This is a genomic window from Caballeronia sp. EK (assembly GCF_014384845.1).
In the GTDB taxonomy this organism is placed as follows: domain Bacteria; phylum Pseudomonadota; class Gammaproteobacteria; order Burkholderiales; family Burkholderiaceae; genus Caballeronia; species Caballeronia jiangsuensis.
In genome coordinates, this window is record NZ_JACSUE010000014.1 from 83,474 (window position 1) to 98,590 (window position 15,117).

The following is a 15,117-nucleotide window of genomic DNA, read 5'->3' on the forward strand; positions in this document are numbered from 1 at the left end:
CCCGCATTCGTCCGACAAAGCAGCGCGGGCGGACGTGTCGAGCGCGTTGCGCGCCAAAACCGTATAGTCCCGTTCTGCCACTCCGGGAAAACCACATGTCGACTCCAACATCGACCGCGCTCGACGGCGGCAAGCACGTCGAGCTCACGCGCGGACTGATCGCGCTTTTCGCGTTCTGCTGCGGCGCGATCGTCGCGAACCTGTACTACGCGCAACCGATCATCGAGCTCATCGCGCCCGATCTGCACATGGCGGGCGGCACGGCGAGCCTGATCGTGTCGCTTACGCAGATCGGCTACGCGCTCGGCCTGTTTTTCATCGTGCCGCTCGGCGATCTGCTCGAAAACCGCAAGCTCATGATCGCGACTGCGCTCGTGTCGATCGCGAGCCTCACGGCCGCCACGTTCACGCACACGCCCGGCTGGTTTCTCGTGATCTCGCTTCTGATCGGTTTTTCGTCGGTGGCGGTGCAGATTCTGATTCCGCTCGCGGCGCATCTCGCGCCGGACGAATCGCGCGGCAAGGTGGTTGGCACCATCATGAGCGGACTGTTGCTCGGCATTCTGCTGTCGCGTCCGATATCGAGCCTCGTCGCGGGCCACTTCGGCTGGCGCGCGATGTTCGGCGTCGCCGCCGTGCTGATGATCGGCATCACGACCGTGCTGGCGCTCACGATCCCGCGCCGCCAGCCGAGCCATCAGGCGACGTACTTCGAATTGATCGGCTCGCTCGGCCACCTCGTGCGCACGATGCCGGTACTGCGTCATCGCTCGTTGTATCAAGGGCTGATGTTCGCGTCGTTCAGCCTCTTCTGGACCGGCATTCCCGTCGAGCTGACGCGCCATTACGGACTCTCGCAGACGGCCATCGGCATCTTCGCGCTCATCGGCGCGACGGGTGCGACATCCGCGCCGATCGCCGGGCGTCTCGCGGACGCGGGCCATACCGTGCGCGCGACGCTCATCGCGCTGATTCTCGCGGCGCTCGCGTATCTGCCGGTCGTGCTGCATCCGGCGTGGGGCGTCGGCGCGCTCGTGGTGACGGGTGTCGTGCTCGATTTCGCCGTGCAGATGAACATGGTGCTCGGTCAGCGCGAGATCTACGCGCTGCATGCCGCGAGCCGCAACCGGCTGAACGCCGTGTACATGACGAGCATCTTCGTGGGCGGCGCGTTCGGCTCGGCGCTGGCGAGCCCGCTGTACGAGCGCGGCGGCTGGACGCTCGTCGCGACCGTCGCCACGGTGTTTCCGCTCGTCGCGCTGGCGCATTTCATCCTGATCGGCCGCCGTCACTCGGCCCGAACCTATACGCAAGGATAGTCGGCCTGTATCCACGGCTGATGGCGTGAAGCGCTTCGCGAACGTATCTTGATTCCATCGATGACACGATGAAATCGGGAGGCGAAGCGGATATGGACAAGCTCTTCAGCATGCGCGTGTTCTCGCGCGTCGCCGAAACCGGCAGTTTCAGCGGCGTCGCGAAAGACATGGATTGCAGCGTGGGCATCGTGTCGCGAGCGGTCGTCTCGCTCGAAGACGGCCTGCGCACGAGGCTGTTGCAGCGCACGACGCGCCGCGTGTCGCTCACCGACAGCGGCGAGCGTTACTACCGCAAGTGCAAGACGATCCTCGCCGAAATCGATGCCGCCGACGCCGAAGCGAGCGCTGCCGCCACGATCCCGCGCGGCCGGCTGCGCGTGCACGCGATGCCCGATCTGGGCCTCACGCAGTTGATGTCGACGATCGTCGAATACCGGCGCGCGCATCCGCAGGTGACGGTCGAGCTGAAGCTCTCGCCGGGCATGCCGGATCTCGTGCAGGAACAGTTCGATGTGTCGGTGCTGTCGGCGGCCTCGCTGCCCGATTCGGGCAACGCGTACCGGATCGTCGGGCGCTTTCAGCGCGTGCTGGTCGCCGCGCCCGCGTATCTGCGACGCCATGCAGTGGAATCCATCTCCGATCTGCCGATGCACGCGCTCACGCGCATCAACGCGCCGTTCGCGCATCCGTGCGACTGGCACGCGGAACTCGCATCCGGCGTGACCGGCAGCATCGATCAAATCGTGGTCAACGACGCCGCGGCGATACGCGTCGCGCTGCTGGCGGGCGCGGGCGTTTGCGCGATGCCGCATTACGTCGTCGCCGACGACATCAAGGCCGGCCGGCTCGTGCGTCTCTTTCCGGACTATCCGCTGCTGGGCGGGAATGTGTACGCGGTCTATCCGTCGCGCCAGCATGTCGATGCGAAGATCCGGACTTTCGTGGATTGTCTGTCGACGTCGCTGAAGAACGCGTTCGATGCGGCGCCGCTGGAAAGCGCGCCGCATGACATGGCTCAGGATGTCATGGCTTAGGAATGCGGATGCGGCTGATCATCAGCGATCCGGAAATCGCGTAGATCAGCACGAGCGGATGCAGCGTGAAGCCGCCGACGCGCCAGGTGCCGAGCCACATGCTTTCGCCGATCGCGCCGGACCATGCGCCGACGGTCAGCAGCAGCACGATGACGAAGGACGTGGGAATCGGCGTGCCTTCGAAATGCGTGACCTTGCCGCCGCTGCCCGACATCTCTTCGGTCGTCACGTTGTAGCGCGCGAGACGCGACACGCCGCACGCGACGAAGTACGCCAGCACCACGCGGTCATACAGCCCGCGCATGCCGAATCCATAGCCGATGATCGCTGGCGCGACGCCGAACGAAATCACGTCGGCGAGCGAATCCAGTTCCTTGCCGAGAAGCGATGCCTTCTGACGCCAGCGCGCGATGCGGCCGTCGAGCACGTCGAACACGAGCGCGGCGAACACGAGCGCGCAGGCGAGATAGATATGCAGCACGTCGGAATCGTCGAGATAGGACATCGACGAGAACAGCGCGCCCGTGCCGCACACCGCGTTACCCAGCGTGAACCAGTCGGCCAGGTGGAAATCGCGGATCATCGAGAATCGTTTTTTCATTCGTTTCTGCTTTCGTCACGTTCGGGCAGCGCCGATGGCCGGCGCCGCGAGGCTTTCAGTCTATCATCGCGCCCTCTTTCATCAGCACTCCGCACGTCAGCACCTCGCATGCCCGGCAAACCTGTACGCGAACGTACAGGTTTGCGTTATAATGCGCGGCATCGACACCGCACTTTCGATGCCGTCATGTCCGAAACCAAGCCCGCGTTCCTCACTATCCGCGACGCCGCCGAGCGCCTGCAGGTCACGCCGCGCACGCTCAAGTACTACGAGGAGCGCGGTCTCGTCACGCCGTCTCGCAGCGAAGGCCGTTACCGGCTCTACAGCGAGCAGGACCTGGAACTGTTCGCGCGCATCCTGCGGCTGCGTTCGCTCGGGTTCTCGCTGCAGGGCATCGTCGAGATGCTGAAGCGGCCAATGGAAACGCAAAGCGAAGGCGGTAGCGGCTATTCGGCTTCGTCGTTGCGGGAGATCGAACAGGCGCTGTCGCAGCAGATCGAATCGGTCGATGCGCGCATCGCGGCCGTGCGCCGCGAATTGAAGGAAGCGCAGGCGGTGCGCAGCGAACTCGCCAGCGACCTCGACTATTTGCGGCGCAGAATCGCGGGCGAAAGCAAGGAAGTGCTGCTGCGGGAACGCCTGGCCGCACGCAAGCAGCGCAAGGCGCAGAGCGCCGGGGACGCCGACGAATGACCGAAGCGGCATATCGGCATCCGAAGCCGATCGCGGAGCGCGTGCTCGGCGATCTGTTTCCGTGGGCCATCGCGCTCGCAACCGGCCTCGATTACTTCGACAACTCCGTCTTCGCGTTCTTCACGAGCTATATCGCGGGCGGCATCAACGCATCGTCCGATGAGCTCGTCTGGGCATCGAGCGCGTATGCGGTGGCGTCCGTGCTCGGCATCCTGCAGCAGCAATGGTGGATCGAGCGGCTCGGCAACCGGCGCTATATCGCGGGATGCCTGTTTCTGTTCGCGGCGGGCGCGGTGGCGGCGACGTTGTCCGAATCGGCCATCGAACTGGCGTTCGCGCGCGGCTTTCAGGGCTACTTCATCGGCCCGATGATGAGCGCCGCGCGCATCCTCATTCAGACGCGCTTTACGCCGCAGACACGCCCCGCCGCGACGCGCCGCTTTCTCAACATGATCCTGCTCGGCTCCGCGCTCGCGCCCTTGTGCGGCGGCTATCTGGTCGCGTCGCTCGGGTGGCGTGCGCTCTTCTCGTGCACCGCGTTCGCGGGCGTCGCGCTCGGCGTGCTGGCGTTCGTCGCCGTGCCATCGACGGGCCGCGTGCATCCGGAGGAGCGCGGCGAGGCGCACTTCTGGCCGTACATCATCTTCGCGTTCGCGCAGGGCGCGCTGCAGATCGTCATGCAGCAAGTGCGATTCGAGCTTTTCAGCACGTCGCCCGAGTTGATTGTGCTGACCGTCGCCGGGCTGCTGTCGCTCGCGTGGTTCGTGTGGCATCAGTGGCATCATCCGAAGCCGCTGTTGCGACTGCATGCGCTGCGCGAGAAGACGTTTCAGGTGGGCATCGTGCTGTACATCGCGTTCTACTACATCAACAACGCGATGAGTTTTCTCGTTTCGCGCCTCCTCGAAGGCGGGCTCGGCTATCCGGTCGAAAACGCGGGGCGGCTCGTCGGCTTCACGTCGATGGTTTCGCTCGCGATGGCCGTCGTCTACTTCCGCTTCTCCTCGCGCATCAGGCACAAGAAGTGGCTGATCATGACCGGCTTTCTGATAGCCGCGTTCATCGGCACATGGATGATCAACATGCCGCCCGATGTCAGCATGCCGTGGCTCATCGCGCCGATGGTCCTGCGCGGATTGCTGCTGCTCTTCATCGCACTGCCGGTCGCGAACCTGACGTTCCGTGTGTTCGCGATCGACGAGTACAGCCACGGCTATCGCTTCAAGAACATCGTCAAGCAACTGACGTATTCGTTCTCGACAGCGACGATCATCATTCTCGAACAGCATCGCGTCGCGCTGCATCAGACGCGGCTCGTCGAAACCGTCAACGTGTATGACCCGACGTTTCAGAGCGTGTATCAGAGCCTGCTCGGCGCGTTCGAGCGCATGGGCCACGGCGCGTCCGAAGCGAAGAGCCTCGCGCTCGTCGAGATCGGCCGGATCGTCACGCAGCAAGCGAACTTCCTCAGTTCGATGGATGGCTTCTACTACATCATCGGTATCGCTCTGTGCGCGAGTGCGATCGCGGCATGGCAGAAGCAAATCGATTGATTCGTCTCAGAGCAAAAGAAAGTGGACACACTCAGCAGCATGCGGATGTTTGCCCGCGTCGCCGAAGAAGGCAGCTTCACCGCCGCCGCGCAGCGCATGAACATATCGACGGCCGCGACCTCGCGCGCCATCGCCACGCTGGAAGCGCGTCTGAATACGCGGCTTCTTCATCGCAGCACGCGGCGCGTGATCCTCACCGAAGCGGGCCGGCGCTACCTGCAGCGCTGCGAGCAGATTCTCGCGTGCGTCGATGTGGCCGAAGCCGAAGCCGCCGATGCGCAGTTGCGCCCTTCCGGGCACTTGCGCATTCATGCATCGACGAGCCTCGGACAGTCGTATGTCGTGCCTGCCATCGTGCGGTATCGGCAACGTCATCCGGCCGTGTCCATCGATCTGACGCTGTCGCAGCACATGCCCGATATCATCGACGAAGGCTACGATCTCACCGTGCAGGCGAGCATCGCCGAATTGCCGGATTCGAGTCTCGTCGCGCAACGGCTCGGCACGGTGCATAGCGTGCTGTGCGCGTCGCCGGCGTATCTGCGCGAACATGGCGCGCCGCGCACGCTCGCGGAGCTGTCGCGCCATCCGTGCCATCAACTCGTTTCGCCGATCTTTCCGCGCGATGTCTGGACCTTCGAAGGCCCGAACGGCACCGAGACCTTCGCGCTCGCGAAAACGAACTTCGGCGTGAATGTCGCGGGCGCGCTGGCGGTTGCACTGCGCGAGGGAATGGGCATCGGCGCGCTGCCGATGTCGACCGCGAGCAAATTGCTTGCAAGCGGTGCGCTCGTGCGCGTGCTGCCTGAGTACCGGTTGCAGGCGCTCACGCTTCACGCGCTCTATCCGTCGCGGCAGTATCTGAATGCGAAGGTCAAGACGTTCGTCGAGTTCATCAAGGAGGTCGTGCCGCGGATTCTGGAAAGCGATGCCGCTCATATCGATGCCGCACGCGAGAGCGAACGCCATCACGAAGTATCATGAGATGCGTTGATCACGTCACAGGGAAACGACCATGAGCTACGACCCGGAGAACATCTTCGCCCGGATTTTGCGGGGCGACGCGCCGTGCATCAAGGTATGCGAGACGGAGCACACGCTTGCGTTCATGGACGTCATGCCGCAATCCGAAGGGCATGTGCTCGTGATTCCGAAAGAGCCGGCCGCCAATATCCACGACGTTTCCGATGAAGGACTCGCCGCCTGCATGCGTACCGTCAAACGCGTGGCAGCGGCGGTGCGTGAAGCATTGAAACCGGACGGTATGTTGATCGCGCAGTTCAACGGCGCGGCGGCGGGCCAGACGGTGGAGCACATCCACGTTCATATCATTCCGCGCTGGGGCGACGTGCCGCTCAAGGCTCATGGACGCGAGCGCGCCGACGATACTCAACTGGAGGCGCTGGCGCAGCGCATACGCGCGGCGCTTGCTGCCGGGTGACGGATCGGGCTGGAAAGCAGCGCGCCTTACAGCCTGAAGTTTGCCTTGATGGCGGCGATAAGCACGTCAATCGCTTCGCTTCCACGACCGGCGCCGTCACGCATGAGGACGACTTCGTGATCGCCGATTCGCGGGAGCGTGTCCAGCACGCTCATATCGTCGCTGACGCGTGCACGGTCGAGCAGCGTGACCGCAAGCCCCGACTCGACGCAAGCCTTGATGACCTGGCTCGACGCGCTATCGAGCACGACACGCCATTTGCGCCCGGCACGTTCGAGCGCGTTTGTCATCGCCACGCGATAGGGGCAAGGCTCGCCGTACAACGCCAGCGGAAGCGGACGGTCCTCGTTCACAACGAAGGTCGAGCTTCCGACCCAGACCGGCGTGGTTAGGGTCAGGACATCCGCCGGTCTGCTCGCCTTGACGGGCTGAACCAGTAACGCTACGTCGAGCTTGCCGCGCGTCACCCAGTCCCGAAGCTTGAGGCTCGGTGCGGTTTTCACTTCCAGCACCACATTGGGCCAGCTAGCCGCGAAGCCTGGAAGAATATCCCGGACGACGTGCGTCGCGTACTCGTCCGGCACGCCCAGAACGACGCGTCCCGCGAGCGTTTTTCCCTGAATATCCTGCAGCACGCGGTCGTGCGCGCTCAACAGTTCGCTCGTGCCCGCGAGCAGCCTTTTGCCGAGCGCCGTCAGCGTGACGGACTGATTGTCCCGTTCGAGCAGCCTTCCGCCAGCGATCGCTTCGAGACGCTGGATATGGATGCTGACCGCAGCCGGGCTTCTGTGAACATGCTCGGCCGCCGAACGAAACTTGCCGAGCCGCGCCACCGCATGAAAGGTGCGCAGGAGTTCGATATCGAGGATGGATTCCATGATGGTTCAGCCAAATTGAACGACCTCATGAATATATTTTGATTTTCGAATCGTCGCACGGGTATTAGGCTGGATGCATGACAAAAGCTTCTCGACCTTGCCTCGCCGCTCACTCGCCTGCCATCGAGGCGCTGCGCGTGCCTTTGCCTGCGCTGGAAGCGTTGATGGTCGTCGCGTGGAGTTCAGGTTTCGTCGGGATGCGATTTTCCACGGACTACGCACCGGTCTTTCTCGTGGTGCTGTGGCGTTGCGCGGTGCTTTCCGTCTGCCTGCTTCCGTTCGTGGCGCGCGAGATCGTCAACGCACCCGCATCGGTATTGCTGCGACAGGCCGCGATTGGCTTGTTCGCGTTGACTGGCTATATCGCGGGCGTTGCGAAGGGAATCGAACTCGGCGTATCGGCCGGTCTTTCCGCTCTGATCGCAAATCTCCTGCCGGTCGGTACGGTCGCCATTTCGTCCATATTTCTCAGGGAGCGGATCTCGGGCCGGACGTGGGCCGGCATGGCGCTCGGGATGGCCGGCGTACTCATGGTCAGTCGAGACGCGTTGACGCTTGGCTCCGCTCCGCTTTGGGCGTACGCGTTGCCGGTCGCGGGCATGATGTCGCTCGCCGTGGCCAGCATCTGGCAACAACGGAGCGCGTCTCGCGCAGGCTCGCTGAGCCTCTTGCCGACCCTCTGGACACACTGCGTCGTGTCGTGTCTCGTGTTCGCCTGCCTGCAGATGTCGCAAGGCAGCGTGAGACCGATTGCGACAGTCGGTTTTGCAGCCAGCGTCGGCTGGACGGCGGCCATCTCGACGATCGGCGGTTACGGCCTGTACTGGGTATGTTTGCGGCGTTCGTCGCCCGCGCGCGTATCGAGCGTCCTGTTTTTGAGCCCTTCCGTCACTTTCGTATGGGCGTGGGCACTCTTCGGAGAGCCGCTTTCCTGGCCGATGCTCGTCGGAACGATCGTCTCCGGCCTGGGAATCGTAGTCTTGACGCGGCCGCAGGGAAGCAGCGGCGGCGCTCGACGACTCTGACGCCGGCAAAGCCGACGCCATACGTCAATCCGCTGATGGTTCGCACTCGCCGACGAAATCCGATCCGCGAGCCGGCCGTTCCAGTGCGGCAAGGCGGCTCAGTGTCATCAATCCGAGCACCGCGAGCCCGCATCCCAGCGTGAAGTCCGCGCGCACCCCGGCATGATCGACAATCGAACCGCCGAGCGCGGAACCCACGGCAATCGCGACCTGAATGATGCTGACGAACATCGCCGAGCCCGCTTCTGGCAGGTCCGCCGTGCCGCGCTGAATCCATACGCTGAAACATAGCGGCAGCGCGCCGAAGGCCACGCCCCAGAGCAGCATCCCGGCTGCTTCGCCGATGATCGAATGGTCGAGCAGAAGCATCGAAGCGATCGCGGCGAGCAGGAGCACGATCATCGCGGCGACGGACTTTTTCAGATGCTTCGCGACCGCCATCGACATCAGCGCGTTCGAAAAGAATCCGACCAGCCCGAATCCGAACAGCAGCAACGTGATTGCGCTGATGGAGAAGTCCTGCTCCAGGAGCGGCGCGATATACGTGTAGGTCGAAAAGTGCGCGCCGAAGACGAGCGCGACCATCAGCAAACTCCACCGGGTCTCGGGACGGCGAAGCAGCGTCCTGAAATCGCCGATGCGCAGCGCCGACGCCGACGGCAGCGAGGGCACGAGAAGCGCCTGCGCGACGAGGGCGAGCGCCACCAGCCCTGCGGTCGCGGCAAACGACGCCCGCCAGGACGCGAACGATGCGATGAACGTACCGAGCGGCACGCCGATAACCGTCGCGCAGGTGACGCCCGTCAGAATGGTCGCCGTGGCCTTCGCGGCGTCCTTCGGTTCGACGAGTCGCGGTGCGGCGGCCGTCGCGAGCGTCCAGAATCCGCCCAGCGCGGCGCCGAGCAACGCGCGTCCGGCGAGCAGGACCGGGAAACTCGTCGCAATTGCGCACAACACGTTGGAAACCAGAAGTACCGCCGTCAGCAACAGAAATACAAAGCGGCGGTCCATACGTCCGGCACCGGCAATCAACGCCGGTGCGAATATCGCGGCCATGATCCCCGGCGTCGTCACCATCAGGCCGGCAACGCCGGGTTTGACGCCGAGGTCGTGAGCAATCTGGCTCAACAGTCCGACCGGCAGGAACTCGGCCGTGACGAAGGCGAATGCGCTCACGGCGACAGCGACCACGGATAGCCACTGGCGCAACGATGTGCTACCTCCATGCAACGACGCTGAAGTTGCAGGTGTATCGATTTGCATGATGAGAAACCCTGGAAGAAGCCGACCACTTTAAGCGGGCCTCCGCGCGGGAAAAAGTATTGCGGCCTGAACAGACAAGCCGACGCAGCCGAACAATCCGATACGCTCGGCGCGATAAGCCTGTCGATTCGAGGCTGCGGAGGAGTAAGCTTTCTATGCCGGACCCACATCTTTCGATGGAGACAGCGAAATGGACACCGCTTCAGAACTGGCGTCCGGCCCGGCCGGCCATACGCCCGAGTCATTGAAAACGCTGGCCGCGTATCTGGAAGTCTCTCTGGAAAAGGGCAAGTGCGTGGTCATGATGCGCCGCGGTGCGGAGCTTTTCGCGGTCTACATTGGTAATCCGGGCGACGAGGACGCCAGATTGACTCCCCACGGCACGATCTCGACGGCGATGGCGGAAGAACTGCTCGAATCGACGACTCACGTGGGTTTGAACTGGATAACCGTCGGCGATCAGAAGTATCGTTTTTTTCGAAGCTTTACCTACATCGACGAAGCCGGCGCTGTGGTGTTTGCGCCGACTTAGGCAGCCGGATTAGTGGTCGCGCTTCATCTTCTTGCGGACGAGACTAACCTGCCCGTTGCGTTCGAGTATGGCCGAATGCACGTCGTCGAGATCGAGCGTGTGAAGCTCCTGTCGCGCGGTCTCGAATACATCGGTTCTTGTGATGAGTGCCGCCGACATCTGGTCTTCGTTGAACCGGCCATCCTTATAGACTTCTCTTTCCACGCCGACCACGAGCGACTCCAGCCGGGGCGAACGCAGGCAAGCCCAAGCGAGCGCCCGATGTATCAGCACCATGACTAACGACGCAAGCATCGTCGGCACCGCTGGCGAAGCGCCGACAATAACGCGACTCAACGTGGCGCCGAGGAGTATCGCGACCACGTAATCGAAGGGAGAGCGTTGTCCGAAGGAGCGTCGGCCCGAGATACGAATGAAAACGAGCGCCGCGAAAAAGACGACGACTGTCCTGGCAGCCATCTGGAAGGCATCGAGATCCCTGCCTTCTCCGAATATCGCGATGAGGATGTTCATCGGGTCCTCCAAGTATGCGAGCGTGACCGGGTTTCGGCAGTCGCCATAGAAGGGTCACTCAATCCGCCGGGCCGAGATATCCCGGAAGTCCGAGCGCGACTTTCGTCTTCGCGAGTTTCACTCCTTTTTTGACCAGCGCATCGTATTCGGCGTCGCTTTCGGGCGGGGGCAAATGGCGTCGCAGGAAATCGGACCAGCGGAATTCTTCGAGCGGAACCGTCGTCTTTTCATATCCGCCCGCGTCGCGCACGGCCGCCGACAGACTCCGAAAATCATCGTCGATCAGTTCCCACACATGGTCCCGAAAGTCGGCGAATGCGACGCGCCGGCCCTGCGCGTCGTAGGGATAAGCCCAGCGGTTGTTCTCCATGGTCAACCAGAAATCGGCCCTGGTGAGCGACGACAAATCACAGACCAGAACGAACGGAACGCTCTTTATTCCGGCGCGCCACAACGCGCTTGCAACGTGGTGATGGTCGATTGCGAACGGGGCGCCGTCCGGACCGAGCACGACAGGAACCGGCTTTTCAGCGATGGCCATGTCCAGATCGTGACCCGTCAGCGACTCGTAGGTTTTCGTTTTGTCGAGTATCTCTCGCAAACCGTGCGTCACCTGAGTGGGACGCAAGAGGTCGATTTTTACTTTCTTCATTCTTGTCTCCCTCCATCTGCACCGTACAAGTGGCATTTTCGCCTTTAAACTTCGATAGCAGGAACCATGCCGTTATTTGATGTAGTACGCTGATCGCGTCGCGAAGATCGGGAGTATTTTGCGGGCGTCGGCCCGAGGCCCCGGATTTCCGACTGATTTTGTCGATGCCCCAACCTGGACGCGTGTGCAGCACCATGCAAAACATAGTCAACGCAGTGGATTCAGGTGAGGCACTCGCGCGAGATATCGGCGCGGTAGCCCGTATCGGCGCTGTCCCTTCGATGCTGAAGATGATTTGCGAAGAGACCGGGATGGGCTTTGCCGCCGTCGCGCGCGTGACCGATGCAACCTGGACGGCCTGCGCGGTCCTCGACAAAGTGGGATTCGGCCTCAAGCCGGGCGGACAACTACAACTTCACACCACGCTTTGCTTCGAATCCCGCGCGGCACGACTGGCGATCGTCATCGACGACTTCAGCGAGAGCGAGAAGTATCGAGCTCACCATACGCCGGCAATTTACGGTCTGAGGAGCTATATCTCCGTCCCGATCGTCCTGCCGGACGGCGAGTATTTCGGAAACCTGTGCGCGATCGATGCGAGCCCGGCGGCCGTTTCAGACCCGAAGATCGTTCGCATGTTCGAGGTCTTCGCCAACCTTATCGGCATGCAGCTGGACAGCGAGCAGAGGCAGCGGTCGACAGAGTCGCAACTGATTCGGGAACGGGAAACCGCCACGTTGCGCGAGCAATTCATTGCGGTTCTTGGTCACGACTTGCGCAACCCGCTGTCGGCCGTCAGCGCAACGGCCGAGATATTGAGCCGCCGTGAAGCGGAACCCGACATTGCAGCGATGGGACATCGTTTGAAGCGCACGGCATCGAGAATGGCGCGGCTCATCGATGACGTGATGGACTTTGCGCGCGGTCGCATGGGCTCCGGAATGGCGATCGCGCTGAACGACGAAAGCGAGCTTGGTGTGCATCTGCGAGCGGTCGTCGACGAACTTTGCATGGCGTATCCGTCGAGAGTGGTGGATTGCTCCATCTCCTTGAGCGGGCCGGCTCGATGCGATATCGCTCGTCTTCAGCAGCTCATGTCCAATCTGCTCGCGAACGCGCTGACGCACGGGTCGCCGGACGCACCGGTAGTGGTGCGCGCCATCGTCGAAGAAGGGATGCTCGTACTCTCGGTATCCAATGCTGGCGAGCCGATTCCACCGCAGTTGCTGCCGAGGGTATTCGAACCTTACTGGCGGCCCAAGACCAGCGCGCCGGGCGGAGGACTGGGTTTGGGTCTCTATATCTGCCAACAGATCGTCAAAGCACATGGCGGGACACTCGAAGTGTGCTCGTCTATCACAGACGGAACACGCTTCACCGCGCGCATTCCGTTATAAGCGAGCGGTGGCGCAAGCATGCGCCCGCCACTTACTTCGACCGCGCGGCGCCCGGTTGAATCGACCTGGCGTTTTCGGCGACGTCGAGATTCCACTCGCCGTGCTCGTACCAGTCTTCGCCGAGCAGTTCGGCCGGATGCTGCGTGCGGCTCGAACCGTTACCGCAGCGCAGCGCGTCCGTCGCGCAATAGTGATCGCAGCCCCAGCAATTGCGCTCGGGATGTTGCGGGTTGAGCGGAAAGCGCTTCGACATCGCGTTGATGCTCCTTCGATCACGGCCCTTCGGTATTCAACATGCCGCCGGCGCAACTTTCGTCGCGCCGGTCAACAGCAGTTCGATCAGATCGCGCACGCTCCGGATCGCCGCGCCGAACGGCAGTTTCTCGCGTCCCCGGAAGAACAGGCCGTTGCCGACATCGCCGCGCAATGCCGCGGCGAGGCGCGTATCGATGCAGAAGTGACCGAACTTCTCGATGCCGTCGCGCAGCCCGCACGCGCTCAGGCATTCGAGCGCCGACGGACACGTCTGCTTGCGCGCACCGATCTTCGTGCGAATCCGTTCCTCGTTGCGCAGATAGCGCATGAGCCACGGCGTCTTCACGGCGCGCGCGGGCAGTCCGGTCACACTCACGAATTCGACGATATCGTCCGGCGTCGCCTCGACCAGCACGCGCTTGAACTCGGGATGCGCATCGCCCTCTTCGGTGACGGCGAACGGCGTGCCGATCTGCACGCCGTTCGCCCCGGCCGCGAGCCACTTGCGAACGGCGTCATGACTGTTGATGCCGCCCGCGACGATCACCGGCACGTCCTCGCGCTTCAGCCCGAGCGATGCAAACGACGCGTCGAGTTCCCTCAGCACGCGCTCGAAGCCGAAGCGCTCGTCGTGCATGTCCGCGACGTCGCTGACGCCGAGATGCCCGCCGGCATGCGCTGGATGCTCGATCACGATGGCGTCGGGCAAGCGGCCTTTCTTCATCCACTTCTTGAGAACGAGCGTCACGCCGCGACTGTCGGAGAGGATCGGGACCAGCGCGATATCGCAGCCCTGCGTGAGGTCCGGCAAGTCGAGCGGAAGGCCCGCGCCCATGACGATCGCATCGGCGCCCTCCTCGCACGCGACGCGCACGTAGTCCGCATGCGCGCTCACGGCTTTCATCACGTTGACGGCGATCATGCCGCGCCCTTCCGACAACGCGCGCGCCGCCTTGATCTCGCGTGCGAGCGCGATCAGGTTCGCGCGTTCGAGCATCGGACGTGTCTGGTCTTCACGGCACATCGCGAGCAAGTCATCGTGATGATGACGCAAGTCGATGCTCGCGATGGTGCCGAGCGCGCCTTCACGCGCCACGCTGCCCGCCAGCCGATGCGCGGAAATGCCGACGCCCATACCGCCCTGCACGATCGGCAACAGATTGCGGCCACGAATCGTGAGCGGCGCGAAAGGGTGAGCGTGAGAGGTCATGGGCAATTCGGTTCGGTAAGAATTCATGTTGTACAGCTCGATGTGATGCGGGCTTCGATACATGTCGGTGAAGATTCAGGCGGCTTCCGTCGCTGGCGCCGCATCCTGCCCGACCGCGTAGATCGCGACCTGCACGCGGCTCGTCAAATTCAGCTTGCGCAGGATGTTGCGCACGTGGATCTTCACCGTGCTCTCCGCGAGCATCAGCGAACGTGCAATTTCCTTGTTGCTCGCACCGCGCGCCAGTTCGCGCATGATGTCGCGCTCACGTGTGGTAAGTGGATCGGCCGTGGCGACAGGCGGCGGAACCGGCGCGTTCTTCGGTGCGCGCATGCTGGCGACGAGTTTCACCGTCATGTCGTCGGCGATGACCGGATGACCCGCTGCCGCCTTGCGTATCGCGCTAGCGAGCGTGTCGGTTTCGATGCTCTTGAGCAGATAGCCGCACGCGCCATCGCGCATTGCGAGCGCGAGTTCATCGAGATCCTCTGAAACGGTCAGGATGACGACCGCGGTTTGCGGCACGTCTTGCACGAGCAGCTTCAGTGTTTCGAGCCCCGAGAGTCCGGGCATGTGGAGATCGAGCAGAATCACGTCCGGAAGAAACTGCTTGGCGCGCTTCAGGCCTTCGAGCCCATCGGCTGCTTCGCCGACGACTTTGAAATCGGATTGCCGCTGCAAGATGGCGTGAACGCCTGAGCGGAACAGCGTGTGGTCGTCGATCAACAGAATGCGGATGGTCATGACACAA

At 62.9% G+C, this 15,117-nt stretch carries 17 protein-coding genes; 9 read left to right on the top strand and 8 right to left on the bottom strand.

The window, feature by feature from the left end:
• Window positions 1–95: 95 nt before the first annotated feature.
• Window positions 96–1,319, top strand: a complete 1,224-nt coding sequence (locus IAG25_RS32090; protein WP_187608439.1) for an MFS transporter — start codon at window positions 96–98, stop codon at window positions 1,317–1,319.
• Between the two features lie 68 nt (window positions 1,320–1,387).
• A complete protein-coding gene (locus IAG25_RS32095) occupies window positions 1,388–2,353 on the top strand; it encodes a LysR family transcriptional regulator (RefSeq protein ID WP_255504099.1) in 966 nt (321 codons plus the stop codon).
• Here IAG25_RS32095 and pssA read toward each other — a convergent pair.
• On the bottom strand, window positions 2,343–2,954 hold the full coding sequence (pssA, locus tag IAG25_RS32100; RefSeq protein WP_238210680.1) for a CDP-diacylglycerol--serine O-phosphatidyltransferase: 612 nt from the start codon (window positions 2,952–2,954) through the stop codon (window positions 2,343–2,345). The two genes, IAG25_RS32095 and pssA, sit on opposite strands and share 11 nt — an antisense overlap.
• A 186-nt stretch (window positions 2,955–3,140) precedes the next feature.
• Between pssA and IAG25_RS32105 the strand changes: the two genes are divergently transcribed.
• From IAG25_RS32105 to IAG25_RS32120, 4 genes are read left to right on the top strand one after another with little or no spacing between them, the layout of a single operon-like run.
• Window positions 3,141–3,647 carry a MerR family transcriptional regulator gene (locus IAG25_RS32105; RefSeq protein WP_187608440.1) on the top strand — a complete coding sequence of 169 codons (507 nt, stop codon included), beginning with the start codon at window positions 3,141–3,143 and terminating at the stop codon, window positions 3,645–3,647.
• Entirely contained in the window at window positions 3,644–5,200 is a 1,557-nt protein-coding gene (locus IAG25_RS32110) for an MFS transporter (protein WP_187608441.1), read from the top strand. Before IAG25_RS32105 ends, IAG25_RS32110 begins: the two co-directional genes overlap by 4 nt.
• A gap of 21 nt (window positions 5,201–5,221) precedes the next feature.
• On the top strand, window positions 5,222–6,184 hold the full coding sequence (locus IAG25_RS32115; RefSeq protein WP_187608442.1) for a LysR family transcriptional regulator: 963 nt from the start codon (window positions 5,222–5,224) through the stop codon (window positions 6,182–6,184).
• 31 nt (window positions 6,185–6,215) lie between these two features.
• Window positions 6,216–6,641: an HIT family protein gene (locus IAG25_RS32120; RefSeq protein ID WP_187608443.1), complete on the top strand. Its 426-nt coding sequence runs from the start codon at window positions 6,216–6,218 to the stop codon at window positions 6,639–6,641.
• A gap of 26 nt (window positions 6,642–6,667) precedes the next feature.
• Here IAG25_RS32120 and IAG25_RS32125 read toward each other — a convergent pair whose 3' ends face one another.
• The gene (locus tag IAG25_RS32125) at window positions 6,668–7,519 is read right to left on the bottom strand and encodes a LysR substrate-binding domain-containing protein (protein WP_187608444.1); all 852 of its coding nucleotides are present in this window, start codon (window positions 7,517–7,519) and stop codon (window positions 6,668–6,670) included.
• Between the two features lie 77 nt (window positions 7,520–7,596).
• On the opposite strand from IAG25_RS32125, the gene IAG25_RS32130 reads away from it, so the two are divergent.
• A complete protein-coding gene (locus tag IAG25_RS32130; RefSeq protein WP_187608445.1) occupies window positions 7,597–8,544 on the top strand; it encodes a DMT family transporter in 948 nt (315 codons plus the stop codon).
• Window positions 8,545–8,568: 24 nt separating this feature from the next.
• Here the strand turns inward: IAG25_RS32130 and IAG25_RS32135 are convergent, their stop codons facing one another.
• Window positions 8,569–9,807 carry an MFS transporter gene (locus IAG25_RS32135; protein ID WP_187608446.1) on the bottom strand — a complete coding sequence of 413 codons (1,239 nt, stop codon included), beginning with the start codon at window positions 9,805–9,807 and terminating at the stop codon, window positions 8,569–8,571.
• A 190-nt stretch (window positions 9,808–9,997) separates the two neighbouring features.
• Here IAG25_RS32135 and IAG25_RS32140 point away from each other — a divergent pair, with 190 nt between their 5' ends.
• Window positions 9,998–10,339: a hypothetical protein gene (locus IAG25_RS32140; RefSeq protein ID WP_051626863.1), complete on the top strand. Its 342-nt coding sequence runs from the start codon at window positions 9,998–10,000 to the stop codon at window positions 10,337–10,339.
• 9 nt (window positions 10,340–10,348) lie between these two features.
• Here IAG25_RS32140 and IAG25_RS32145 read toward each other — a convergent pair whose 3' ends face one another.
• Both IAG25_RS32145 and IAG25_RS32150 read right to left on the bottom strand, forming a co-directional pair.
• A complete protein-coding gene (locus IAG25_RS32145; RefSeq protein WP_187608447.1) occupies window positions 10,349–10,852 on the bottom strand; it encodes a DUF421 domain-containing protein in 504 nt (167 codons plus the stop codon).
• 58 nt (window positions 10,853–10,910) lie between these two features.
• Window positions 10,911–11,504: a ParB-like protein gene (locus IAG25_RS32150; RefSeq protein WP_187608448.1), complete on the bottom strand. Its 594-nt coding sequence runs from the start codon at window positions 11,502–11,504 to the stop codon at window positions 10,911–10,913.
• Between the two features lie 194 nt (window positions 11,505–11,698).
• Here IAG25_RS32150 and IAG25_RS32155 point away from each other — a divergent pair, with 194 nt between their 5' ends.
• Window positions 11,699–12,901, top strand: a complete 1,203-nt coding sequence (locus tag IAG25_RS32155; protein ID WP_187608449.1) for a GAF domain-containing sensor histidine kinase — start codon at window positions 11,699–11,701, stop codon at window positions 12,899–12,901.
• Window positions 12,902–12,932: 31 nt separating this feature from the next.
• On the opposite strand, the gene IAG25_RS32160 is transcribed toward IAG25_RS32155, so the two are convergent.
• The 3 genes from IAG25_RS32160 to IAG25_RS32170 all read right to left on the bottom strand — a co-directional run bounded on the left by IAG25_RS32160 (window position 12,933) and on the right by IAG25_RS32170 (window position 15,110).
• Complete coding sequence (locus IAG25_RS32160) at window positions 12,933–13,154, bottom strand: DUF3079 domain-containing protein (protein WP_035502180.1); 222 nt, start codon at window positions 13,152–13,154, stop codon at window positions 12,933–12,935.
• Window positions 13,155–13,190: 36 nt separating this feature from the next.
• A complete protein-coding gene (locus IAG25_RS32165; RefSeq protein ID WP_187608450.1) occupies window positions 13,191–14,366 on the bottom strand; it encodes an NAD(P)H-dependent flavin oxidoreductase in 1,176 nt (391 codons plus the stop codon).
• 75 nt (window positions 14,367–14,441) lie between these two features.
• The gene (locus IAG25_RS32170; RefSeq protein WP_187608451.1) at window positions 14,442–15,110 is read right to left on the bottom strand and encodes a response regulator; all 669 of its coding nucleotides are present in this window, start codon (window positions 15,108–15,110) and stop codon (window positions 14,442–14,444) included.
• Window positions 15,111–15,117: the final 7 nt, after the last annotated feature.